General features: G+C 68.8%; 17 protein-coding genes and 1 CRISPR repeat array (1 of these 18 only partly in view). Of the genes, 9 read left to right on the forward strand and 8 right to left on the reverse strand.

The window, feature by feature from the left end; all coding sequences use genetic code 11:
- A CRISPR array of direct repeats spans positions 1–1,047; the repeat unit is 28 nt; unit sequence GTTACGAATCCCTATAAGGGGTTATGAG; it begins 3,850 nt to the left of the window's first position.
- Between the two features lie 252 nt (positions 1,048–1,299).
- Positions 1,300–2,568, forward strand: a complete 1,269-nt coding sequence (locus EBL85_RS11210) for an HD-GYP domain-containing protein (RefSeq protein ID WP_190288072.1) — start codon at positions 1,300–1,302, stop codon at positions 2,566–2,568.
- On the opposite strand, the gene EBL85_RS11215 is transcribed toward EBL85_RS11210, so the two are convergent.
- From EBL85_RS11215 to bchE, 3 genes are all read right to left on the reverse strand, one after another.
- A complete protein-coding gene (locus EBL85_RS11215) occupies positions 2,565–2,888 on the reverse strand; it encodes a cysteine-rich small domain-containing protein (RefSeq protein ID WP_123142954.1) in 324 nt (107 codons plus the stop codon). The two genes, EBL85_RS11210 and EBL85_RS11215, sit on opposite strands and share 4 nt — an antisense overlap.
- A 14-nt stretch (positions 2,889–2,902) precedes the next feature.
- Positions 2,903–4,471, reverse strand: a complete 1,569-nt coding sequence (locus EBL85_RS11220; RefSeq protein ID WP_123142955.1) for a cobyric acid synthase — start codon at positions 4,469–4,471, stop codon at positions 2,903–2,905.
- A gap of 127 nt (positions 4,472–4,598) precedes the next feature.
- On the reverse strand, positions 4,599–6,239 hold the full coding sequence (bchE, locus tag EBL85_RS11225; protein ID WP_123141253.1) for a magnesium-protoporphyrin IX monomethyl ester anaerobic oxidative cyclase: 1,641 nt from the start codon (positions 6,237–6,239) through the stop codon (positions 4,599–4,601).
- Between the two features lie 530 nt (positions 6,240–6,769).
- On the opposite strand from bchE, the gene cobF reads away from it, so the two are divergent.
- From cobF to EBL85_RS17215, 3 genes are all read left to right on the forward strand, one after another.
- The gene (cobF, locus tag EBL85_RS11230) at positions 6,770–7,552 is read left to right on the forward strand and encodes a precorrin-6A synthase (deacetylating) (protein WP_005220790.1); all 783 of its coding nucleotides are present in this window, start codon (positions 6,770–6,772) and stop codon (positions 7,550–7,552) included.
- 62 nt (positions 7,553–7,614) lie between these two features.
- Positions 7,615–8,052 carry a DsrE family protein gene (locus tag EBL85_RS11235; protein WP_123141255.1) on the forward strand — a complete coding sequence of 146 codons (438 nt, stop codon included), beginning with the start codon at positions 7,615–7,617 and terminating at the stop codon, positions 8,050–8,052.
- A 252-nt stretch (positions 8,053–8,304) separates the two neighbouring features.
- Positions 8,305–8,445 carry a hypothetical protein gene (locus EBL85_RS17215; RefSeq protein ID WP_160330969.1) on the forward strand — a complete coding sequence of 47 codons (141 nt, stop codon included), beginning with the start codon at positions 8,305–8,307 and terminating at the stop codon, positions 8,443–8,445.
- Between the two features lie 786 nt (positions 8,446–9,231).
- On the opposite strand, the gene EBL85_RS11245 is transcribed toward EBL85_RS17215, so the two are convergent.
- On the reverse strand, positions 9,232–11,529 hold the full coding sequence (locus tag EBL85_RS11245) for a heavy metal translocating P-type ATPase (RefSeq protein ID WP_123142957.1): 2,298 nt from the start codon (positions 11,527–11,529) through the stop codon (positions 9,232–9,234).
- 88 nt (positions 11,530–11,617) lie between these two features.
- Between EBL85_RS11245 and EBL85_RS11250 the strand changes: the two genes are divergently transcribed.
- Together EBL85_RS11250 and EBL85_RS11255 are read left to right on the forward strand one after the other, a co-directional pair.
- Complete coding sequence (locus tag EBL85_RS11250; protein ID WP_123141257.1) at positions 11,618–12,034, forward strand: helix-turn-helix domain-containing protein; 417 nt, start codon at positions 11,618–11,620, stop codon at positions 12,032–12,034.
- A 4-nt stretch (positions 12,035–12,038) separates the two neighbouring features.
- Positions 12,039–12,671, forward strand: coding sequence for an epoxyqueuosine reductase QueH (locus EBL85_RS11255; protein WP_123142958.1), 633 nt, complete (start codon positions 12,039–12,041; stop codon positions 12,669–12,671).
- Between the two features lie 71 nt (positions 12,672–12,742).
- On the opposite strand, the gene EBL85_RS11260 is transcribed toward EBL85_RS11255, so the two are convergent.
- The 4 genes from EBL85_RS11260 to EBL85_RS11275 are packed head-to-tail and all read right to left on the reverse strand — an operon-like array spanning position 12,743 to position 16,336.
- Positions 12,743–13,645 carry an HlyD family secretion protein gene (locus EBL85_RS11260; protein ID WP_123142959.1) on the reverse strand — a complete coding sequence of 301 codons (903 nt, stop codon included), beginning with the start codon at positions 13,643–13,645 and terminating at the stop codon, positions 12,743–12,745.
- A complete protein-coding gene (locus EBL85_RS11265; protein ID WP_005220775.1) occupies positions 13,642–13,851 on the reverse strand; it encodes a DUF1656 domain-containing protein in 210 nt (69 codons plus the stop codon). The genes EBL85_RS11260 and EBL85_RS11265 overlap by 4 nt, the downstream gene beginning before the upstream one ends.
- Entirely contained in the window at positions 13,848–15,872 is a 2,025-nt protein-coding gene (locus EBL85_RS11270; RefSeq protein ID WP_123142960.1) for an FUSC family protein, read from the reverse strand. The genes EBL85_RS11265 and EBL85_RS11270 overlap by 4 nt, the downstream gene beginning before the upstream one ends.
- A 5-nt stretch (positions 15,873–15,877) precedes the next feature.
- On the reverse strand, positions 15,878–16,336 hold the full coding sequence (locus EBL85_RS11275; RefSeq protein WP_123141261.1) for a MarR family winged helix-turn-helix transcriptional regulator: 459 nt from the start codon (positions 16,334–16,336) through the stop codon (positions 15,878–15,880).
- Between the two features lie 285 nt (positions 16,337–16,621).
- Between EBL85_RS11275 and EBL85_RS11280 the strand changes: the two genes are divergently transcribed.
- Genes EBL85_RS11280 through EBL85_RS11290 form a run of 3 tightly spaced genes read left to right on the forward strand, consistent with a single transcriptional unit; the run spans position 16,622 to position 21,406 of the window.
- Entirely contained in the window at positions 16,622–17,092 is a 471-nt protein-coding gene (locus EBL85_RS11280; RefSeq protein WP_123141262.1) for a MarR family winged helix-turn-helix transcriptional regulator, read from the forward strand.
- Positions 17,093–17,150: 58 nt separating this feature from the next.
- Positions 17,151–18,281, forward strand: a complete 1,131-nt coding sequence (locus tag EBL85_RS11285; protein ID WP_123142961.1) for an efflux RND transporter periplasmic adaptor subunit — start codon at positions 17,151–17,153, stop codon at positions 18,279–18,281.
- Positions 18,278–21,406, forward strand: coding sequence for an efflux RND transporter permease subunit (locus EBL85_RS11290; protein ID WP_223806124.1), 3,129 nt, complete (start codon positions 18,278–18,280; stop codon positions 21,404–21,406). Before EBL85_RS11285 ends, EBL85_RS11290 begins: the two co-directional genes overlap by 4 nt.
- The last annotated feature ends 34 nt before the right edge of the window (positions 21,407–21,440 follow it).

Here is a 21,440-nt window from a genome sequence, read left to right on the forward strand (position 1 = left end):
ATCCCTATAAGGGGTTATGAGCGTGTCGCCGCCTGTGTCGCCGCCCGTGTCGCCGCCGTTACGAATCCCTATAAGGGGTTATGAGATCATTCGAATTCGTGATCTGGTTTGTACTGATCTCGTTACGAATCCCTATAAGGGGTTATGAGAAGCGTCTCGCCGCCCTCGAACAGCAGACAGACGACGTTACGAATCCCTATAAGGGGTTATGAGCAGGCCGTGCATGCCGAGATCCGAGCTCTGACCGGTCGTTACGAATCCCTATAAGGGGTTATGAGCCGCCGCCGCAACGCCAAACGGTGCAGCTCTGGGACGTTACGAATCCCTATAAGGGGTTATGAGACCAGTACGCCGCCCGGCGTGCTGGCGACAGCGCCCGTTACGAATCCCTATAAGGGGTTATGAGGAGCGATCGCGCCGCTATCGTCTGCGGCGACGGCTCGTTACGAACCCCTATAAGGGTTTATGAGAGACGCGCAGCGACGCGCATAAGCCGATTGGCGAGTGTTACGAATCCCTATAAGGGTTTATGAGCCGAGCATCACGTTGGCGCTGCGCTGGTACATGTTGGTTACGAATCCCTATAAGGGGTTATGAGCTGGACGCCAGCGCGTCGGCAATGCTGCTTCGCAGCGTTACGAATCCCTATAAGGGGTTATGAGGCGCTCTATCGCAGCGGGCGCGGCGAGGGCCTCGATGTTACGAATCCCTATAAGGGGTTATGAGATGTCTGCCAGATTCTCGGGCAGCTCGGCGACGAGCGTTACGAATCCCTATAAGGGATTATGAGTTTCAGGCGGGTCAGATTGACTGCCGAGGAAATCCGGTTACGAATATCTATAAGGGGCTATTAGGGAGACGGTAACTGTGTCGGTCCCGACTGCGGTGATGGTTACGAAATCCTATAAGGAATTATGATTCTAGCACGCCTGCCATCTTCATCAGTTGCTTGAGAATTACGAATCCCGAAAAAGGATTATGAGATAGGTCGCGAGTCTTTTCCATTGCGTGATAGATGCGTTACGAATCCCCTCAAGGGATAACGAGCAGCCTCTAAACAGATCTTGGGGATGTCTGGCATGGACGACACCCCCTATGAGAGCCGACAGACCTCACCCAGCGGCGTGGCGCTGGAGACGCACCAGATCAACATCTGGTGTTAGGATGGGGTATGGAGCGCCGTCCCAGGCGGTATGCGCTCGCGTGTTGACACGGCCCGGATCGGGGCCGCACGCAATGCTGCAACATGGATGTTCACTCAGTGCCCCACGCCGCTCACCGTCTGCCGGACGGCTCGCGATGACGCTCGACGAGTCGGTCTATATCCGTCGTCTCACCACCCTCGGTGACACACAGCCGATCGCCGCCAGCGCCGATATCCGCGCGGCCAATGGCAGCAAGTTGCTGGCCCGTGGCGCGCGGATCGATCGCTCGGTGCTGGAGCGATTGCTGCGCCACAAGCTGCTCGAACCGATCGACCGCACCACTCGCCTCGCCGAGCGGGTCGATCGCACCACCTTGCTCGAGACCATCGCGCGCCTGCTCGATCGGGACCCGACCCTGGCGGCACTGATCGCCTGTCTCGGCGGACCGCACCACGACCCGCGCCGCACCGCCGCGCGGATCGATCCACCCGGCGTGCTCGGCAACAAGCTCGCCGTTGCCCGTCATCTCAACCCGGCGCTGTTCGAGCATGGGGTCGCCACCCTGCTTGCGGCCGATGCGTTGGCCAGCGCACGCGCCCTGGAGCCTCGCGACCAGGAGCGTCTGGCGTTGGCCGCGCTCTGTCACGACATCGGCATCCTCCATCTCGAGGCCGCCTCGCTGGCTCCCTCGCAGCCCCTGCATCCCGAGCACTGGAGTCAGTTCTATGCCCACCCACGGATCGGCGCGCTGATCCTCGAGGGCGAGCCACAGACCCGCGGACGGATCGCGCGCGCGGTACTCGAACATCACGAACGCCTCGACGGCAGCGGCTACCCTCATGGCCGACGCGGCAAGGACCTCAGCCGACTCGGCATCCTGCTCGCCTTCACCGAGTTCATCGTCTCCACCAGTCAGCGGCTGGGAGCGCACGAGCTGCTCACCATCGCCAAGACCCAGGATGCGGGCTTCGATCGCGCCCTGATCGGGCAGCTGATCGAGGGGATGCGCGAACGCGTGGAGTGGCTGCCGGCGCCGTCGCCGCGCCTCGAGACCGAACGACTGCTCAGCGCGCTCGATACGCTCTGGGAGGTCGTCGAGCCACCGGATGCCGGCGATCGACTGCTCAGCCCCGGACTGGCGGAGATCAGGCTGATGCTGGTGCGCGCGGGCCTCGCTCCCGGCGCCATGGGGTCAGACCCCGAACTACTCGGCGACGATCAGCAGATACGGCTCGAACAGGAGCAGTTGCTGCGCGAGGCGCTGTTCAGGCTGCGACGATTGCGGCTGGAGACACTGCGTCGCGCCGGCGAACGATCGAGCCGGCTCGAAGACTGGATCAGGCGCTCGGGGGAGCTGCTCACGGCGGTGCGGCAGGCGCTGCAGGAGCAACAGCCATCGGCCACCGCGCTCGCCAACGGCTAGGAGGGATCGCGTCGACGATAGCGCTGCTGCGGCTCGCCACACCAGGGCCGGGGGTCGTCGAGCCACTTCTGGATGAACGACCAGGCGGAGTGATAGCCCTCGTGCGGCAGGCGGCAGTCGGTGCAGTCCTTGCGCCGGTTGCCGTGACGGTCGGTGTAGATCCGGTAAGGACCGGGACAGTCGTAGGCGATCAACGGGCAGTAGCAGAACAGACAGTTGAACGTTCGCCGCACCCCGGGATGACAGGGGTAGAAGGGGCAGTCGTGGTTGGTGAAACCCTTGAAGGACGGGTTGTCGGTCAGCTCCTTGGGTTCGGTCACGACGCCCCTCCGCTTCAGCGCGCCAGTGTCAGCAGGGCGTCGAGATCGAGATTGGCCTCGCAGTGGTCGGCCAGGGCATCGAGCGCGGCCTCGATGCGTGCCTCGAAGTCGATCCGCGCCGCCTGGGCGCCGACCTGGTCGAGCCAGTGGGCGCGGAACGCGTCACCACCGAAGATGCCGTGGACATAACCGCCCATCACCCGCCCGTCGGCGCTGATCGCGCCCTCGGCGCGCACCCCGCCCTGGCCGTCGTCGAGCATCAGCCAGGGGTGTTCGAGCCCGGCCCCGGCGGTGCGCCCCATGTGCATCTCGTAGCCGGTGAGGCGACAGCCGCTGCGCTGGTCGCGGCCATCGATCTCGATCAGTCGCTTGTCGCCGCCGATCTCGGTCTCGATGTCGAGCAGCCCGAGCCCGGGGGTCTCGCCCGGCTCGCCCTCGATGCCCTGGGGGTCGCGCACCACGCGCCCGAGCATCTGGTAACCGGCGCACAGCCCCACCACCCGACCGCCACGGCGCACATGGGCGATGATGTCGACGTCCCAGCCCTCGCGGCGCAGACAGTCGAGATCGGCGCGGGTGGCCTTGGAGCCGGGCAGGATCACCACGTCGGTCTCGGCGGGGATCGCCTCGCCCGGCTGGATCCAGCGCAGGTTGACGCTCGGCTCGGCGGCCAGCGGGTCCATGTCGTCGAAGTTGGCCACCCGCGACAGCCGCGGGATGGCGACGTTGAGCACGCCGCCGCTGGTCTCGGCCGGGCGTTCGAGCGCCAGCGAGTCCTCGGCGGGCAACCGCCCCGCCCCCTCGAACCAGCGCAGCACGCCCCGGAAGGGCCAGCCGGTGATCTCGGTGATGGTCTCGCAGGCAGGCTCGAACAGCGAGAAGTCGCCACGGAACTTGTTGACGATGTAGCCCACCACCCGCTCGCGGTCGGCCTCATCGAGCAGCAGCCAGGTGCCGACCAGCGAGGCCATGGTGCCGCCCTTGTCGAGATCGCCGAGCACCACCACCGGCACCTCGGCGCGCTCGGCGAAGTGCATGTTGGTGATGTCGCAGTCGCGCAGATAGACCTCGGCGCCGCTGCCGGCGCCCTCGACCAGCACCAGATCGGCCTCGGCGCAGAGCCGCTCGAAGCTGTCGAGCACCGCCGGCATCAGCCCCTGGCGCATCTCGTGATAGACCCGCGCCGGACAGTTGCCGAGCGCGCGTCCGCGCAGCACCACCTGGGAGCCGACGTTGCTCTGCGGCTTGAGCAGCACCGGGTTCATGTGGATCGAGGGCGCCACTCCACAGGCGCGCGCCTGCAGTGCCTGGGCGCGACCGATCTCGCCGCGCGGCTGCTCGCCGTCGGGGCCGGGGGCGGCGTCGGTGTCGATGGTGACCGCCGCGTTGTTGCTCATGTTCTGCGCCTTGAACGGGCGCACCACCAGGCCGCGGCGGGCATAGGCGCGGCACAGGCCGGCGACCAGCATGCTCTTGCCGACGTCCGAGGCGGTGCCCTGGATCATCAGCGTGCGGGCACGGCGCGGGCCGCTGTCGCGCAGCGGCGGGAGGTCGATCTTGATCGTCGGTGCGGAATCGGTCATGCGATGAATCTCTGAACGACACGGCCCGCGTTCGTCGTGCGACGAAGCGGGCCGCTGATTGCCTATGCGGCGCGAGCGGACGGAACGGCCGCGACCGTCCACCCGCCCGCGTCGACCAAGTCGCGGATCAAGCGTTCTCGTACTGCTTGACCTGCTCCTCGGTCATCTGCTGATCGCCACCGCCACAGGCCTTGGGCCCGGCGCAGGCCTGAGGCGCGGCACCGGTGGCCGAGACCGCCGGACGCTTGGCCGGCGGCGCCTTCTTCCAGGCGTTGTGATCCGGCTCGACGATCTTGGCGCGGCTCTTGTCGTAGTCGAACTTGATCAGCTTCTTGAACATCGGCCCCCAGTAGTTCTGCTTGCCGAGCTGGTAGAAGCGACGCTCCATGGCGCTCTTGAGGAAGGCCTTGATGCAGCCGATCAGGTACTTGCGACGGAAGGGGTCGCGCACCCAGGGGTACTGGAAGAACATCCGCTTCATGTAGAAGCGTCGGTAGTTGGCCATGACCCCGTCGAGCAGCTCGGCGCGATCGATGTTGTCGGGCTTCATGATCGGCGAGACGAAGTTGTACTTCGAGTAGTCGAAGACCTCCACCCGATCGCTCATCTCGGTGAACATGTCGGCGAACGGCCAGGGGGTGTACATCGACCAGTTGGCCATGTCCGCGCCCCAGTCCATGACCATCTGATAGGTCTCTTCCAGGGTCTCGCGGGTCTCGTTCTCGAGACCGACGATGAACTGCGCCTCGGTGACGATGCCGTTCTCCTGGAGCAGCTGGATCGCGCGCTTGTTCTGCGCGACCGTGGTCTCCTTGACGAAGCGGTCGAGGTTGAGCTGCGCGGCCGCCTCGGTGCCGAGCGAGACGTGCACCAGACCGGCCTTGCGGTAGAAGGGCAGCAGCTCCTCGTCACGCATGACGTCGGTCACACGGGTGTTGATGCCCCAGTGGATACCGAGATCGCGGTCGATCAGCTCCTGACAGAAGGCGACGAACTTGTTCTTGTTGATCTGCGGTTCTTCGTCGGCAAGGATGAAGAAGCCGACGCCGTGGACCTTGACCAGCTCCTCGATCTCGTCGACCACGCGCTTGGGATCGCGCACGCGGTAGTCGCGCCAGAACTTCCACTGCGAGCAGAAGCTGCAGGTGAAGGGACAGCCGCGCGCCATGTTGGGCGTGGCCACCGGCACCCCGAGCGGGATGTAGATGTACTTCTGCCAGTCGAGGATGCCCCAGTCCGGCCAGATCGAGTCGACGTCCTTGATCGAGGGCTCGGCCGGGGTGGCGACCACCTCGCCGTCGTCGCCGAGGAAGGCGATACCCTTGACCTTGTCGCGATCACCCGGCCAGCCGGTCTGATCGATGCTGCGCACCAGGTTGAGGGTGACCGCCTCGCCCTCGCCGCGCACGATGGCGTCGATCCAGGGCGCCTCTTCGAGTACCTGCTGGAACATGAAGGTGGCGTGGATGCCGCCGAGCACGGTGAGGGCCTGCGGGCGCTCTTCCTTGGCAACCTGCAGCAGGCGCTGCGCGGCGTAGATCATCGGCGTCATCGCGGTGGTGGCGATGATATCGGGCTCGATCTCCCGGATGGCGGCACGCAGCTGATCGTCGTCGAGCTTGTCCACCATGGCGTCGATGAAGTGGTAGTCCTCGTAGCCACCGGACTTCAGATAGCCAGCCACATAGGCAACCCACGCCGGCGACCAGTTGCCGGCGATATCGGCGGCACCGGCGCTATAGTTGGGGTGGACAAAAAGGATTCGCATTGTCAGCTCCGGGTTATCTCGATCGTCGGACTCAGCTGGGCTCTGCTGAGTGTAGTGAAGCCCCGCCAGACTGCGACAGTTGGCACAGACACCGTCGACCGGCGCAGCGCGACGGGGCCGGGGCGAACGGCTCGCTCGACGGCGTGCGATGACGAACGATCATGACGGGAGTCCTGTGACGGGCGAGCGCTTGGCCAAATTCGAAACAGTCGGTGTAGTAGTAGATGACGCAAGGGCAAGCATCGACCACGATCCGCGAGCATGCGTCAGCCCCTTCGGCGCTGGCAACCACAAAACCCTTGTGGGAAAAATTCTCGCCCGCATCATGTCTGCAAAAAGCCGGTTCTACGTCGGGCAGGCATCTTACCAACGGATCCCAGAATGCGCCACGACCGATACGGCTGACTGTCCGGCGAGGATACTGCTACCATCGGCCACCGCCGACGCGGTTGGCTGGCACCACACCAGATCATGGGGCCAGACAGTCCGTCACTCCGGCCGCGAGGCCAGGTTGGTCGCTGGTTATACACATGAAGACGCTCTATCTCATCGGCATGGGTCCGGGGGACCCGAAATATCTCACCCTGCAGGCGATCGAGACCATGCGGAAGACCGATGTCTTCTTCATGCTCGACAAGGCCGGGCGCGGCAAGGAGGATCTGCTCGCACTGCGCCACCAGATCCTCGACGCGCACTGCGAGCCCGGCAGTTACCGGGTGGTCATCGCCGAGAGCCCCCAGCGCACCATCGAGAACGGCGACTACAAGGAAGGCGTGCGCCGCTGGCACCAGCGCAAGCGCGAGATCTTCGCCGAGCTGATCGAGCGCGAGCTGGCCGACGGCCAGTCCGGCGCCTTCCTGCTGTGGGGCGACCCCGCGCTCTACGACCAGACCATCACCAACATCACCGAGCTGGTCGCCGAGCAGCCAGAGCAGCTGCGCTTCGAGGTCATCCCCGGGATCACCTCGGTCCAGGTGCTCACCGCCCGGCACAAGATCCCGCTCAACCGCGTCGGCGAGGCGATCACCATCACCACCGGACGCCATGCCGAGCACTGCGACCCGGCCACGCTCGACAACGCCGTGGTGATGCTCGACTACAACGCCTCCTACCAGCGCTTCACCGGCCAGGACATGGATCTCTACTGGGGCGGGCTGGTCGGCACCGCTGACGAGCGCCTGGTCGCCGGACCGCTCGACGAGGTGGTCGACGAGGCGCTGCGCGCCCGCGCCGAACTCAAGGCCGAGAAGGGCTGGCAGATGGACATCTACCTGCTGCGCCGACGGCGCGACGAGCAGCAGGACGAGGACTGACAGGGCCGGCGCGCCCACAGGGGCGCGCCGCTGCAGGATCCCAACCACGACGAGGTCGAACCATGTCCGCTCGCACCACGCGCCTCGGCGCGCTACTCATCGCACTGCTGCTCAGCATCCCCGCCAGCGCCCTCGCCGCCCCCGATCGTCACGTCTTCTACAACCTCACCAGCGACGAGGCCTGGCGCGCCGGCATGGCGCTCGGCCACGCCACCCGGGCGCTCGAGGCCGGCTACGCCGTCACCGTCTTCCTCAACGTACGCGGCGTCTATCTCGCCCAGCAGGGCTTCGCCACCGACCGTGCCGGCGGCGCCCCCGACGACCTGCGCGGCCAGCTCGTCGCGCTGATCGACGCCGGGGCCGAGGTGATGCTCTGCGGCATGTGTCTGCGCAAGGCCGGACTGGAGATGGCCGACATGCTCCCCGGTACCGTCAAGGTCGACTGCGCACGCAGCCTCGCGGCGATGAGCGCCGAGGACACCGTGGTGATCAGCTACTGACCCGACCGGCAGCGGCACCACGCCGCCGCGGGCCGCCACGATCCCGCCCGCTGCGCGCTCGCCCGCGCCGCGCCGAGACACTGCGCGCGCGGCACCGGCGTGTAGCCTGAGGACGCGACCCGGGTCTCACCCCGGACGGCTAAGGGTTTTTGCCCCCTTGAACCGGGCCGCGAAAAGCCCGATTCTCGACAACGAGGGTCGGGCGCGCTGGTCGCCCGGCAATATGACCCACGACCACGCGAGGACAGCCCAATGAGCGAGGCACTCCTGACGACACTCCAGCTGGCGCTCTTCACCGGCGCCCTGGGCGCCATGGCCTGGCAGCTCCAGCATGCCCGGCGCCGTGCCCGCCAGACCGTCCCGGTCAGACGCACCCGCACGCGCATCCGCTGACCCGCGCCCCTCACCACCACCTCAACCACAACGGCCAACCGCAGTGCGGTTGGCCGTTTCTCGTCCAGCCGCCAAGAGATTGAACCGCAAAGCCGCGAAGGGCGCGAAGGCGGGAGAGATTCCAGCCTTCAGCCACCAGCGACCAGCCACACGCCTCCTCTGCGCTCCGCCCCACAAGCCCGCTGCTCTCAAGCCCCTTTGGACAAAGGGTGTTGGGGGATTCGACGGCGACGACACCCGGCGCCACGGGCGCTCGCAATCAACGAGGGGCCGGAGGCTGATTCGAACCGCAAAGCCGCAACGGACGCGAAGGCGGGAGAGATTCCAGCCGCCAGCCGCCAGCCGCCAGCCGCCAGCCGCCAGCCGCCAGCCGCCAGCCGCCAGCCGCCAGCCGCCAGCCGCCAGCCGCCAGCCGCCAAGAGATTGAACCGCAAAGCCGCGAAGGGCGCGAAGGCGGGAGGGATTCCAGCCTTCAGCCGTCAGCGGCCAGCCGCACGCCTCGCCTGCTCTGCGCCCGACACGCTGCCTTTGTCCAAAGGGGGTTGGGGATTCGACTGCGATGACAGCTAACGCACCTCGACCGCTCGCGATCACCGACCGGTGACAGGGAGACCCGCTCCGACTGGAGGCTGGAGGCTGGAGGCTGGCCGCTGATCGCTGATCGCTGATCGCTGGCCGCTGGCCGCTGACGGCTAGCTGCCCCGGCAGTCCAGGCCCACACCAGAGACCTCAACCCCTTCGCCGGGCACGCTGCGCTTTGCCCGGCTTACGGAAAGGCGCTCTGTCCTACTGGAGGCTGGCCGCTGGCGACTGGTCGCCGTCCCGGCAGCATTCGTCCGGCTTCGCACCACTGGCCTCCTGACGGCCCGAGGCCCCTGCCGCCGTCGGCTCGACGACCCGCGCCCGCAGCAGTCGCAGCGAGTTGGCGGTCACCAGCACGGTGGCGCCGGTATCGGCGAGCACCGCCGGCCACAGCCCGGTCACGCCGAGCAGGGTGGTGACCATCAGCCCGAGCTTGAGCCCGATGGCGAGGGCGACGTTCTGGCGGATCACCCGCAGGGTGCGGCGCGACAGCCGCACCATCGCCGCGACATCACCGACCCGAGCATGCAGGCTGGCGGCGTCGGCCGTTTCCAGCGCCACCTCGGTGCCGCCGCCCATGGCGATGCCGATCTCGGCGGCCGCCAGCGCCGGGGCGTCGTTGATGCCGTCGCCGACCTTGGCGACCCGCTCGCCGGACTCCTGCAGCTCGCTCACCAGCCGTTGCTTGTCCTCGGGCAACAACCCGGCGTGGGCCTCGATGCCCAGCGGCCCGGCCAGGGCCGCGACCGCCGGGCGCTGATCGCCACTGAGCACCAGGGCGCCGATCCCCAGCCGGTCGAGCGCCGCGATGCCGGCGGCGGCATCCTCACGCGGCGCATCGTGCATCGCGATCAGCCCGAGCGCACGCCCGTCCTCGACCACCACCGAGAGGCTTCGCCCCAGTGCCTGCTGCGACTCGGCGGCGACGATCAGCCCGGAAGCATCGCCGCCGATCAGCTCGCGCGCCGCCGTCAGCGAACCGAGGAAGCACTCACGCCCCTCGATCTCGCCACCCACCCCGCGACCGGCGAGCGCGCGCACGCGCTCGGGCGCGACGGCGGCGAGTCCCGCCGCCTCGGCGTGGGCGAGGATTGCTCGCGACAACGGGTGCGACGAGCCCTGACTGAGTGCGGCGGCACACTCGAGCAGGCGCGCGCGCTCACCCTCCAGGACGACCACCTCGGTCACCCGGGGCTGGCCCAGGGTCAGGGTGCCGGTCTTGTCGAAGGCCACCCGGGTGATCCGCGCCAGCCCCTCGAGCACCGCCCCGCCCTTCATCAGCAACCCCTGACGCGCCCCGGCGGCCAGCCCGGCGGCGATCGCAGCCGGGGTCGAGATCACCAAGGCGCAGGGGCAACCGATCAACAGGATCGCCGCGCCGCGATACACCCACTCCGACCAGAGCGCGCCCAGGAACAGCGGCGGCACCACCGCCACCAGGGTGGCGAAGAGCACCACCAGCGGGGTGTAGACGCGGGCGAAACGCTCGATGAAACGCGCGCTCGGCGCCTTGCGCGCCTGCGCCTCGCGCACCAACCGGGTGATCCGCGCGATGGTGTTGTCGGCGGCATCGGCGGTGACGCGCAACCGCAACCGGCTCTCCAGGTTGACGCTGCCGGCGAACACCGCATCGCCCGGACGCCTGAGCTGGGGCAGGCTCTCGCCGCTGAGCGGCGACTCGTCGACGCCGCCGACCCCCTCCAGCACCTCGCCGTCGGCGGGGATGCGCTCGCCGGGGTGGACCTCGATGCGATCATCGACTCGCAACCGCTCGGCGGCGACCGTCTCCAGCGTACCGTCGGCGCGCAGCCGGCGCGCGTTGCGCGGCAACAGCTCGATCAGGGCACCGATCCCGGCGCGCGAGCGCCGCGCCGCCAGCCCCTCGAGCGACTCACCGACCTGGAACAGGAACAGCACCGCCGCCGCCTCGGCCTCGGCGCCGACGGCCACCGCGGCGAGCGCCGCCAGACTCATCAGCGTCTCGATCGACAGCGGCGAGCCGAGCCGAGCCGCCGCCCAGGCGCGCCGCGCCACCGGGACCAGGCCGAGCAGCACCGCGGCGAGGAAGATCGGGCGCTCGAAGGCCGGGAACAGGCTCGCCGCGCCATAGGCGGTGAGCATCAGCGCCCCGGTGCCGAGGGTGAGCAGCCCCTGACGACTGCGCCACCAGGGCGTCGGCCGATCGGCGCCCCTCGGCGGCGCCTCCGGGGCGGCACAGGCCGCCGCGCCGCAGCCGCAGGCCGTGGCCTCGGTCGATGCGGTCTCGCGTGGCGTGAAGCCGAGGCGCGACAGGGTCTCGGCGAGTCGCGCCCGCTCGATCCCGGGCAGATGCTCGACCCGCACCTCGGCGGTGGCGAGCGAGACCGTCACCGCGCGCACCTCGGGCAACCGACCGAGCGCCGTCTCCACCCGGCTCGCGCAGGCCCCGCAATCCATCCCATCGACCCGCAACCGGGTCTCCACGGGCACCGTCAGCGGCGCCCCGACAGTTTGGCTAGACATCTTCAGATTCACCTCATCGATACAATCCTGTCGTCATCGATGAGGCTACAATCTCTAGTGACTAGAGCATCAAGTGAGAATCAGAATCATGCTTGGAATCGGTGAGCTCTCCCGCGCGACCGAGGTCAAGGTCCCGACCATCCGTTACTACGAGGAGATCGGGCTGCTGCCCGCCCCTGCGCGCACCGCGAGCAACCGCCGTCGCTACCCGCAAGAGGCGGTGCAACGGCTGCGCTTCATCCGTCACGCCCGCGAACTCGGCTTCGACATCCCCGCGATCCGCGCGCTGCTCGCGCTCGAGGGCGACGGCGAGCCGCCCTGTCATCGCGCCGACGCCATCGCCCGCGCCCATCTCGACCAGATCGACCAGCGCATCGCGCGTCTCACCGCGCTGCGCGACGAGATCAGCCAGATGCTCGCGGACTGCGACCGCGCCTGCGACGACCACTGCCGGGTGCTCGAGGTGCTCGCCGATCACAGCCACTGCCGTCACCAGGAACACTGACCCCATGCCGCCACGCGTCTCACTGACCCCACCGGTCGCAACCGACCAACTCCTGCTCCACACCTGCTGCGCGCCCTGCTCGACGGCGATCGTCGAGTGTCTGCTCGACAACGGCATCACCCCGGTGCTCTATTACTTCAACCCCAACATCCACCCCGAGCGCGAGTACCGGCTGCGCAAGGCCGAGACCATCGCCCACGCCGAGCGCTTGGGGCTGCGCTTCATCGATGCCGACTACGACCCCGCCGACTGGGTCGCGCGGATGCGCGGGCTCGAACAGGAACCCGAGCGCGGCGCGCGCTGCGCGCGCTGCTTCGACCAGCGGCTACGCGCCACCGCCGCCGAGGCCGCGGCCCAGGGACTGACCCTCTTCGCCACCACCCTGTCGACCTCGCGCTGGAAGGATCTGGCCCAGATCGACGCCGCCGGCGCGGCGGCCGCCGCCGCCAACCCCGGCGTCCACTACTGGGCGCGCAACTGGCGCAAGCAGGGGCTCACCGAGCGGCGCAACCAGCTGGTGCGCGAACTCGATTTCTATCAGCAGACCTATTGCGGCTGTCTCTACAGCCTGCGCGACGCACGGGCGCGCGAGCGCGGACAGCCGCGGACGGCAACCAGGGCCGACACTGACACCTGAGCGCACGACAGCGATCACGGACGGCGCCGCGTCAACTCCGGTAGAGACCGATCACGCCGCGGAAGGGTCGGTCATCGTCGCGCCGTCTGGTCGAACGGCAACACGATCACCGTCGCGGTGCGTCCCACCACCAGTCCGTCCTCGGGCAGGGCGTCGAGGCGGATGCGCACCGGCACGCGCTGGGCCAGACGCACCCAGCTGAAGGTGGGATTGACATCGGGCAGCAGGCTGTCGCCGGCACCGCGATCGCGATCCTCGATGCCCATGGCGATGCTCTGGACATGACCGCTCAGGGTGCGCTGCTCGCCCATCAGCCGCACCAGTGCGGGCTGGCCGACCTCGATCCGGCTCAGCTTGGTCTCCTCGAAATAACCCTCGACCCGGTAGGAGCGGGCATCGATCAACGCCAGCACCGGCGTGCCTGCGGTGACATAGTCGCCGACGCGCAGCGCGAAGTCCGACAGCACCCCATCGGTCGGGGCGCGCACCGTGGTGCGGGCGAGATCGAGCGAGGCCAGATCGCGCGCCACCTCGGCGCGGGTCAACGCCGCCTCGGCGAGGATCTGGCGCGACAGGCTGTCCTCGCGGTCCTCCGTCGAGATGACGTCGCCGAGCGCCAGCGCGCGCTCGGCATCGCGCCGCGCCTGCTCCATATCGGTCCGTCGCGCCAGCATCTCGGCGGCGGTCTCGCGCAGCGCCAGCACATAGCGTCGACGATCGATCTGGAACAACGGGTCGCCCTCCTCCACCCGCTGGTCGTTGGTGACGAAGACCTCGGTGACCAACCCGGAGACATCCGGGGTGATACGCACGATATCCGCGCGCACCCGCCCGTCGGGGGTCCAGGGCTCGACCTGATAGTGGATCCACAGCCGTTGGCCGGCGAGGAGCGCGAGCGCGACGGCGGCGAGGGTCAGGCCGACCCGGCGGATGCGCTGCCAGGTGGCGGACGGGAACAGAAAGGCTTGAGTCATAGCAACCAGGATGAGGAGAGTTTCACCACCAGGGCCCAGAGGATCACGAACACGGCGACCTCGAACAGGGCCTGGTGCCAGAGATGACGATAGAGACCGAGGTGGATCAGCACCCGGTTGAGGACCAGGGTCAGCGCCAGCGCGATGGCGCTGGTCACCAGCTCCGCGTGCAGATAGACGCCGAACAGGTTGAGTTCACCGCTCATGCCGCGCCCTCCACCACCGGCACCGGCGGCGCGGCCTCGGGGAAGAGATTGCGCCGCAGCCCGACCAGGGCGCAGAGCCCGCGCGCCCCGGTCGCGGCCAGATCGCCCCGCGCCAACCGCCCGAGCAACCGGTCGAGACGCTCGCGCAACGGCGGCCCGGGCGGCTCCGGTGCGCCGAGGGCCCGCGCCTGATAGCAGGCCCCGACCCCGTCGAGCAGGCCGTCGAGTTCGACGACCATCGGCTGCGGCAGGCGCCGGCGCAGCGCGCGCAGGGTCGCCAGATCGATGCCGACGCGCAGCTCGCGGAGGATGTCGAGTCCCTCGAGATCGCCAGCGCGGGCGGCGGCGAGCTTGGGACTGAGCAGCCCCACCCGGTCGACCAGCCGCGAGGCGAGATCGACCGCCGAGTCGTCGTCACGCCCCCCGGCGACCCGGGCGAGATCGCCCCAGGTGTGGCGCAGCAGTCGCCGGGCGCTGACCTCGGCGCTCATCGAGCGCAGGGTGCGGGTGACCAGCACCGCGGCGAAGACGCCGAAGAACTGCGAGAGATTGATGTTGACGAAGCGCGCAAAATCGGCGGAGAAGTGGTCCTGGATCACGAGTGTATTGACGAGATTGACGATGAGTGACAGCGCCGGGAAGGCCAGACGCGGATCGGGGATCATCGCGCCCACCACGAGCAGGGTCGGCGCGAGCACCAGCACCAGCATCGGGAAGCCGCCGATCGCCGGCATCAGCACGAACAGATAGAGCGCGCCGAGCACCATCGCCACCAGCAGATAGACGCCGAACTTGCGGATCGCCGGCACCGGGTCGTCCATCGCGGCGAACAGACAGCAGGTGATCGCGGCGGTGATCGCCGCCGACTCCCCTTCCTGCCAGCCGCTCCAGATCCACACCACGCAGCACAGCAGCACCGCGCCGAACGCCGCCGCGCCGGAGAGCGCCGCCAGCCCGAGGTCACGATGCAACGGGCGGCGCTCGCTCGCCTGCCCGGCGCCGAGCAGCCGCGGCGGCGGTCCCTCGGGGTCCTGCAGATAGGCATGCAGGGCATGGGCGTCGGCCTGCGCGCGCACCAGCTCGATGGCGCGCGTGAGCAGGCTCGAACGGTTGAAGCCGTACCAGTCGCGCACCGACATCGACGTCCGCGCCGCCTCGAGTTCGGCGATCAGCGCCTCGCCGCGGGCACGCGGTGCGCCGGACTCGACCCACTCGGCCAGCGCCGCGAGCAGGCCGCGCAGCTCGGGGTCGAGTTCGGGCGCGATCGCGCGCAGCGCCGCGAGCCGGTCCGACAGGCTCGCCAGCACCGGCACCAGCACCAGCACCCGGTCGCGCAGCTGACGCACCACGACGGTGGTCTCGCGCAGGAAGGAGGTGTCGAACGGCAGGTGCCTGGCCATCAGCTGGATCTCGCTGACGGCGCCGGCGAGCCGGCCACGGTCGCGTTCGAGCTGATCGAGGTCGCCGCGCAACAGCGCCAGCGCCCAGCGATCGGCCTCGCCGAGCCAGTGACCGATGCGCCCACGCAACGCCGTGCCCACCGGACGCGGGAACACCAGACTATGGACCAGGGCGGCGCAGGCGATGCCGATGAGGATCTCCTCGACCCGCGCCGCGGCGATGTCGAAGATCGCCGTCGGCTGGTTCACCGCCGGGAAGCCGATCATCGCGCAGGTATAGCCGGCGAGCATCAGGATGTAGCTCGGCGGCGAGCGGTCGAGCACCGAGAGCGCCAGACAGCCGCCGACCCACAGCGACATCGCCAGCGACAGCAGCAGCGGCGCGTGCACCAGCAACGGCACCAGCAGCACCGCGCCGGCGGCGCCGACGAAGGTGCCGAGAAAGCGATAGAGCGCCTTCGAGCGCACCGCCGCGGCCAGCGGACCGCTGACGATATAGACGGTCATGATCGACCAATAGGGACGCTCCAGACCGATGCTCATGGCCAGATAGAGCGCCAGCATCGCCGCGACGAAGGTATTGGCCGAGAACAGCAGCGCACTGCGCGAGAGCTTGGGCATGGGGCTCAGCGCTGACCCTCGCCACGCGCCGCCAGCCCCTGCTCCAGGGCCTCGAACACCCGCAACGCCGCGGCCAGGTCGTCATCGGCGACCGGCCCGAGCAGCGACTCGCGCAAGCATCCGAGCGCGGCCTCGACGCGCTCGGCCAGGGCCTCACCGGCGGCGGTGAGGTGCAGCGTCTTGGCGCGGCGGTCGCTGCCGTCGTCGCGCCGCTCGACCAGCCCGCTCGCGCACAGCTGATCGAGCAGTCGCACCAGCGACGAGCCGCGGATGCCGATCTCCTCGGCGAGCGCGTGCTGGCGCATGCCGCCGCCGTCGCGGGCGATGTGCAGCACCGGCACCGCCTGGGCGTCGGAGATCCCGTAGCGGGCCAGCTCGCGGTTGACCTCCTGACGATAGAGCCGCGACAGCCGCACCAACCGTGTCGTCAGCGCACGCTCCCGTTCCTGTCTGTGCTCGGTCACGACAGCTTCCACAAAATCAATAGATGCCTAAATATTAGTTAGCATGCTAACTATCTGTCAATGGACGCGGTGCATCATCCTGATCGCGCCACCCGCCCAACCACTGACCCCAGGCGCCCTCTTCCTCTTGCCGTCTGCAGGCACCCCAGCGCGGCGCCACGCCTCGGGTCGACTCCCGATCCCGGGGCAGCAAACCAGTCGCCCGTGGCGTGGCGGGAAGGCCCCGGCCCCGGGCCGGTGATCCGGGTTGTTGCAAAATGGTTTAGGAGCTATACAATTAATCCCATGGACACCCCGGCACACGACTCGATCGACGCACTGATCCGCCACCTGCTGCGACTGCTCAACAAGCTCGACCGTATCGAGAAGCAGCCGATCCAGGTGGAGGACGGGCTCGATCTCAGCACCAAGGAGATCCACACCGTCGAGGCGATCGGCGAGCGCGGGACGATGAACGTCACCGAGGTCGGCACCCATTTCGGCATCACCAAGGGCGCGGCCTCGCAGCGGATCAGCCGGCTGGTCGAGCGCGGGCTGGTCGCCAAGCGGGCGGCCGCGCACAGCAACAAGGAATTCGAGCTGAGTCTGACGGACCTCGGCTGGCGCGCCTTCCGCGCCCACGAGCACTACCACGGCAGGGCCAAGACCGAGCTGATCGAACGGCTCGCCGCCCTCCCCCGCGAGCAGCTCGACGATGTGACGGTGGTACTCGACATCATGGAAGGCGTGATGAACGAACGGCTGCGCGAGCAGTGATCTTTTTTTTCGCGCAAAAGGTTTAGCTCCTAAACATTTTGCGCCGGAGGACCCCACCATGACGATCATGCGTAAACGGACCGCGGCGGGACTGACCGGGCTCGCGGCGCTGACCGCGCTCGCCCTGCCGCTGTACGGGGACTGGTCGAGCGAGGCGACGGCATCGCAACCGACCGCAACCGAGGTGACGCGTCCGGTGCCGACCGCCGTCGTCACCCGCGACACGCCCTGGGTGACACGAGACTTCCCCGGCAGCGTGCGCGCCAACCGGCGCGTGGAGCTCGCCTTCGACCTCGACGGCCTGCTCGTCGAGCTGGACGCGCGCGAAGGCCAGGCAGTCGCCGCCGGCACGGTGCTGGCCCGGCTCGACGACCGTGACGCGCGCAATGCGCTGAGCGCCGCCCAGGCGCGCTTCGACGACGCCCACCGCACCCTCGATCGCGCCCGCGAGCTGCGCGGCCAGCGGATGGTCTCCGAGTCCGAGTACGACAAGGCGCGCGCGGCCCTGGACATCGCCCGCGCCGAGCTGCAGGCGCGCGAGAAGGCGGTCACCGACACCGTGCTGCGCGCGCCCTTCGACGGCGTGGTGGCGGCGCGCCACCTGGAGAATCACGAGCGCGTGACCGCCGGCCAGACGGTGCTCTCGCTGCAGGACGGCTCGCGCATCGAGGTGGTGATCCAGGTCCCCGAGCGGCTGATCGCCCAGGGCGGACTGGAGGCGCTGCGCAACCCCCGGGTGCGCTTCGACGTCGAGGGACAGCGCTGGTTCGCCGCGCGCACCCACGAGTACCGGCTGCAGCCGGACCAGGCCACCCGCACCTACGACCTGACCATCGCCCTGGCCCCGCCCCCGGGGATCAACATCCTGCCGGGGATGAACGCGACCGTGCGCACCGACATCGATCAGCCGCCGGTCGCCACCGGGGCGCCCACCGAGGTGATCACCCGGGTCCCGAGCGAGGCGGTGTGGCGCGACGCCGACGGGGCCTGCCATGTCTGGGTCGTCCCCGAGGCCGGCGGCACGCCGCGCCGCGTCCGCGTCGAGCCCGGGCCGCTGCGTGACGGTCAGATGCTGATCCTCTCCGGGCTGCGCCCCGGTCAGCGCGTCGCCGTGGCCGGGTTGCGCGCGCTGCGCGAGGACCTGCCCGTGCGCCCCCGACTGGCCGGCAAGCGAGGGCTGGAAGGATGAACCCCGCCGGTATCGCGATCAGGAACGGGGCGGTCACCCAACTGCTCTGCATCCTGCTGTTGATCGGCGGGTTGCTCTCCTACGCCAGCATCGGCCGGCTGGAGGACCCGGAGTTCTCGATCAAGGAGGCGCTGATCGTCACCCACTACCCCGGCGCCACCGCCGAGGAGGTCGAGCAGGAGGTCACCGATCCGCTGGAGACGGCGATCCAGCAGCTCAAGCAGCTCGATGAGGTGCGCTCGATCTCGCGCGCCGGGCTGTCGATCATCTTCGCCGAGATCCAGGAGACCCACGACAGGCACAGCCTGCCCCAGGTCTGGGACGAGCTGCGGCGCAAGGTGCGCGACGCCGCCGGCACGCTGCCGCCGGACAGCGGCACGCCGGTGGTCAACGACGACTTCGGTGACGTCTACGGCGTCTTCCTCGCGCTCACCGGCGAGGGCTATTCAAAGTCCGAGCTCAAGGAGGTGGCCGAGGACCTGCGCAAGTCACTGCTGACCTGTACCGACGTCGGTCGCATCGACTTCTGGGGGATGCCGGACGAGGCGGTCTATATCGAGATCGACCGCGCCCGACTGACCCAGCTCGGGCTGCACCCACGCACGATCCTCGACGCCATCGCCCAGCAAAACCGCGTGACCAGCGCCGGCGAGGTCAGGGTCGGGAGCAGACAGGTGCGGCTGCGGGTCGACGGCGACTATCGCGACATCGACGAACTCGGCGAGCAACTCGTCGAGGGCGGCAACGGGCGGCTGTTGCGCATCGGCGACATCGCCACCATCAGCCGCGGCGACATCACCCCAGCCAGCCAGCTGCTGCGGCGCAACGGCGAGGACGGCATCGGGCTCGGCATCTCCACCGTCTCCGGCGGCAACGTCATCGCCATGGGCGAGGCGATCGACCAGCGCATCGCCGAGCTGCGCGCGCGCATCCCCGCGGGCATCGAGATCCACGCCATCGCCCACCAGGGCGACACCGTGCGCGACAAGGTGCAGGGCTTCGTCCACGGGCTGATCTCGGCGGTGGTCATCGTCATCCTGCTGCTGGTGGTCTTCATGGGGCCGCGCGAGGGGTTGATCGTCGGCGCGGTGCTGCTGCTGACGATCATGGCGACGCTGCTGTGCATGCGCGCACTCGACATCACCCTGCAGCGCATCTCGCTCGGCGCGCTGATCATCGCGCTGGGCATGCTGGTCGACAACGCCATCGTCGTCACCGAGGACATCCTCGAGAAGATGCGCGCGGGCATGGAGCGCACCCGCGCCGCCGAGACCACGGTCAACGAGCACCAGTGGCCGCTGCTCGGCGCGACCGGGATCGCGATCCTCGCCTTCGCCGCCATCTCGCTGTCCGACGACATGACCGGCGAGTGGCTGGAGAGCCTCTTCCAGGTGATCTGTCTGTCGCTGGGACTGAGCTGGCTGCTGGCGATCACCGTCACGCCCTATCTCTGCGCGCGCTTCCTGCGGGTCGGGCAGGACGGTCGGACGGGCAGCGTCACCGACACCGCCTTCTATCGCCGCTATCGACGTCTGGTCGCCTGGTGTCTGGGGCATCGGCCGATCGCGCTCGGCGTCACCCTCGCGGTCCTGGTCGCGGCCATGGCCGGCTTCTCCAAGGTCCAGCAGGACTTCATGCCCGACATGAACCGCGATCAGTTCATGGTGCAGCTGTGGCTGCCCGAGGGCACCCACATCGACCGCACCGCCGCCACCCTCGCCACCATCGAGCGGCACGTCGCCGGGCTCGAGGGCGTCACCGCCACCACCGGGTTCATCGGCGCCGGCTCGCTGCGCTTCCTGCTGACCTACGAGCCGGAGATGACCAACAGCGCCTACGCCATGCTGCTCGTCGATGTCGAGGACTTCCACGCCATCCCCACGCTCGCGCGCACGGTGATGACGCACATCGAGCACCACCACCCCGAGATCACCGTCACCGCCGACGCCTTCAAGCTCGGTCCCGGCGGCGGCGCCGTCGAGGCGCGTCTGATCGGCCCCGAGATCGCGGTGCTGCGCCACCTCGCGCAACAGGTCGAGACCATCATGCGCCGCGACGACAACGCCCGCACCGTGCGCACCGACTGGGGCGAGCCGGTGCCGGTGCAGGTGATGACCATGGCCCGCTCCCAGGCCCAGCGCATCGGCGTCACCCGCCCGGAGATCGCCGAGGCGGTGGCGATGAACTTCTCCGGCGTGCGCGTCGGCACCTATCGTCACGGCGACGACCTGCTGCCGATCCTGGTGCGCGCCCCGGCCGAGGAGCGCACCCGGATCGACACCCTCGGCAACGTCCGGGTGTGGAGCGAGACCAACGACCACTGGGTGCCGCTCGAACAGGTCACCACCACCGCCACCACCGACTGGGAGGACCCGGTGATCCGCCGCCGCGACCGCGAGCGCACCCTCTCGGTGTTGAGCAAGCCGGTCTCGGGCACCACCGAGGCGCTGTTCCAGCGGTTGCGACCCCAGATCGAGCAGCTCGACATCCCCGACGGCTACCGACTCGAATGGGGCGGCGAGCACGAGGCGGCGACCGAGGCCAACGCCAAGCTGATGTCCAACTTCCCCATCGCCTTCCTCGCGATGTTCGTGATCTCGGTGATGCTGTTCAACTCGCTCCGCCACGCGACCGTGATCTTCCTCGGCCTGCCGCTGGTGATCGTCGGGGTGGCCCCGGCGATGCTCCTCGCCGGCAAGGCGTTCGGCTTCATGGCGATGCTCGGCTTCCTCAGCCTGTTCGGCATGCTGATGAAGAACGAGATCGTGCTGCTCAACCAGATCGATCTCGAACGCGCCGCCGGCAAGCCGCCCTATCGCGCCGTCCTCGACGCGGCGGTCAGCCGCGTGCGCCCGGTCACCATGGCCGCCTTCACCACCGTGCTCGGCATGGCACCGCTGCTGTGGGACGCCTTCTTCTCGCCGATGGCGGTCACCATCATGGGCGGGCTGACCATCGCCACGGTGCTCACCCTGGTCGTCGTGCCGGTGATCTATGCCAGCGTCTTCCGCGTCGAGCCCGAGGCGACGCACCATGAGGCACCCCCGGGCACGCGCGCGACACGACGCCGCTCGACCTGGCGCACCCGGCACGACCCGCACCACTGGCCGAGCATCGAGCGCTGAGCCCGCGCGGCGCGGGGACACCAATCCGCAAAGG

The organism is Marichromatium sp. AB32, assembly GCF_003718675.1.
Classification (GTDB): Bacteria; Pseudomonadota; Gammaproteobacteria; order Chromatiales; family Chromatiaceae; genus Marichromatium; species Marichromatium gracile.

What these genes read in the sequence shown, in the direction of transcription:
- EBL85_RS11220 (WP_123142955.1), bottom strand. Translation starts at nt 4,471, where the DNA reads ATGACCGATTCCGCACCGACGATCAAGATCGACCTCCCGCCGCTGCGC.
- EBL85_RS11270 (WP_123142960.1), bottom strand. Translation starts at nt 15,872, where the DNA reads ATGCCCAAGCTCTCGCGCAGTGCGCTGCTGTTCTCGGCCAATACCTTC.
- EBL85_RS11245 (WP_123142957.1), bottom strand. Translation starts at nt 11,529, where the DNA reads ATGTCTAGCCAAACTGTCGGGGCGCCGCTGACGGTGCCCGTGGAGACC.
- EBL85_RS11210 (WP_190288072.1), top strand. Translation starts at nt 1,300, where the DNA reads ATGACGCTCGACGAGTCGGTCTATATCCGTCGTCTCACCACCCTCGGT.
- EBL85_RS11255 (WP_123142958.1), top strand. Translation starts at nt 12,039, where the DNA reads ATGCCGCCACGCGTCTCACTGACCCCACCGGTCGCAACCGACCAACTC.
- cobF (WP_005220790.1), top strand. Translation starts at nt 6,770, where the DNA reads ATGAAGACGCTCTATCTCATCGGCATGGGTCCGGGGGACCCGAAATAT.
- EBL85_RS17215 (WP_160330969.1), top strand. Translation starts at nt 8,305, where the DNA reads ATGAGCGAGGCACTCCTGACGACACTCCAGCTGGCGCTCTTCACCGGC.
- EBL85_RS11235 (WP_123141255.1), top strand. Translation starts at nt 7,615, where the DNA reads ATGTCCGCTCGCACCACGCGCCTCGGCGCGCTACTCATCGCACTGCTG.
- EBL85_RS11285 (WP_123142961.1), top strand. Translation starts at nt 17,151, where the DNA reads ATGACGATCATGCGTAAACGGACCGCGGCGGGACTGACCGGGCTCGCG.
- EBL85_RS11250 (WP_123141257.1), top strand. Translation starts at nt 11,618, where the DNA reads ATGCTTGGAATCGGTGAGCTCTCCCGCGCGACCGAGGTCAAGGTCCCG.
- EBL85_RS11280 (WP_123141262.1), top strand. Translation starts at nt 16,622, where the DNA reads ATGGACACCCCGGCACACGACTCGATCGACGCACTGATCCGCCACCTG.
- bchE (WP_123141253.1), bottom strand. Translation starts at nt 6,239, where the DNA reads ATGCGAATCCTTTTTGTCCACCCCAACTATAGCGCCGGTGCCGCCGAT.
- EBL85_RS11290 (WP_223806124.1), top strand. Translation starts at nt 18,278, where the DNA reads ATGAACCCCGCCGGTATCGCGATCAGGAACGGGGCGGTCACCCAACTG.
- EBL85_RS11260 (WP_123142959.1), bottom strand. Translation starts at nt 13,645, where the DNA reads ATGACTCAAGCCTTTCTGTTCCCGTCCGCCACCTGGCAGCGCATCCGC.
- EBL85_RS11265 (WP_005220775.1), bottom strand. Translation starts at nt 13,851, where the DNA reads ATGAGCGGTGAACTCAACCTGTTCGGCGTCTATCTGCACGCGGAGCTG.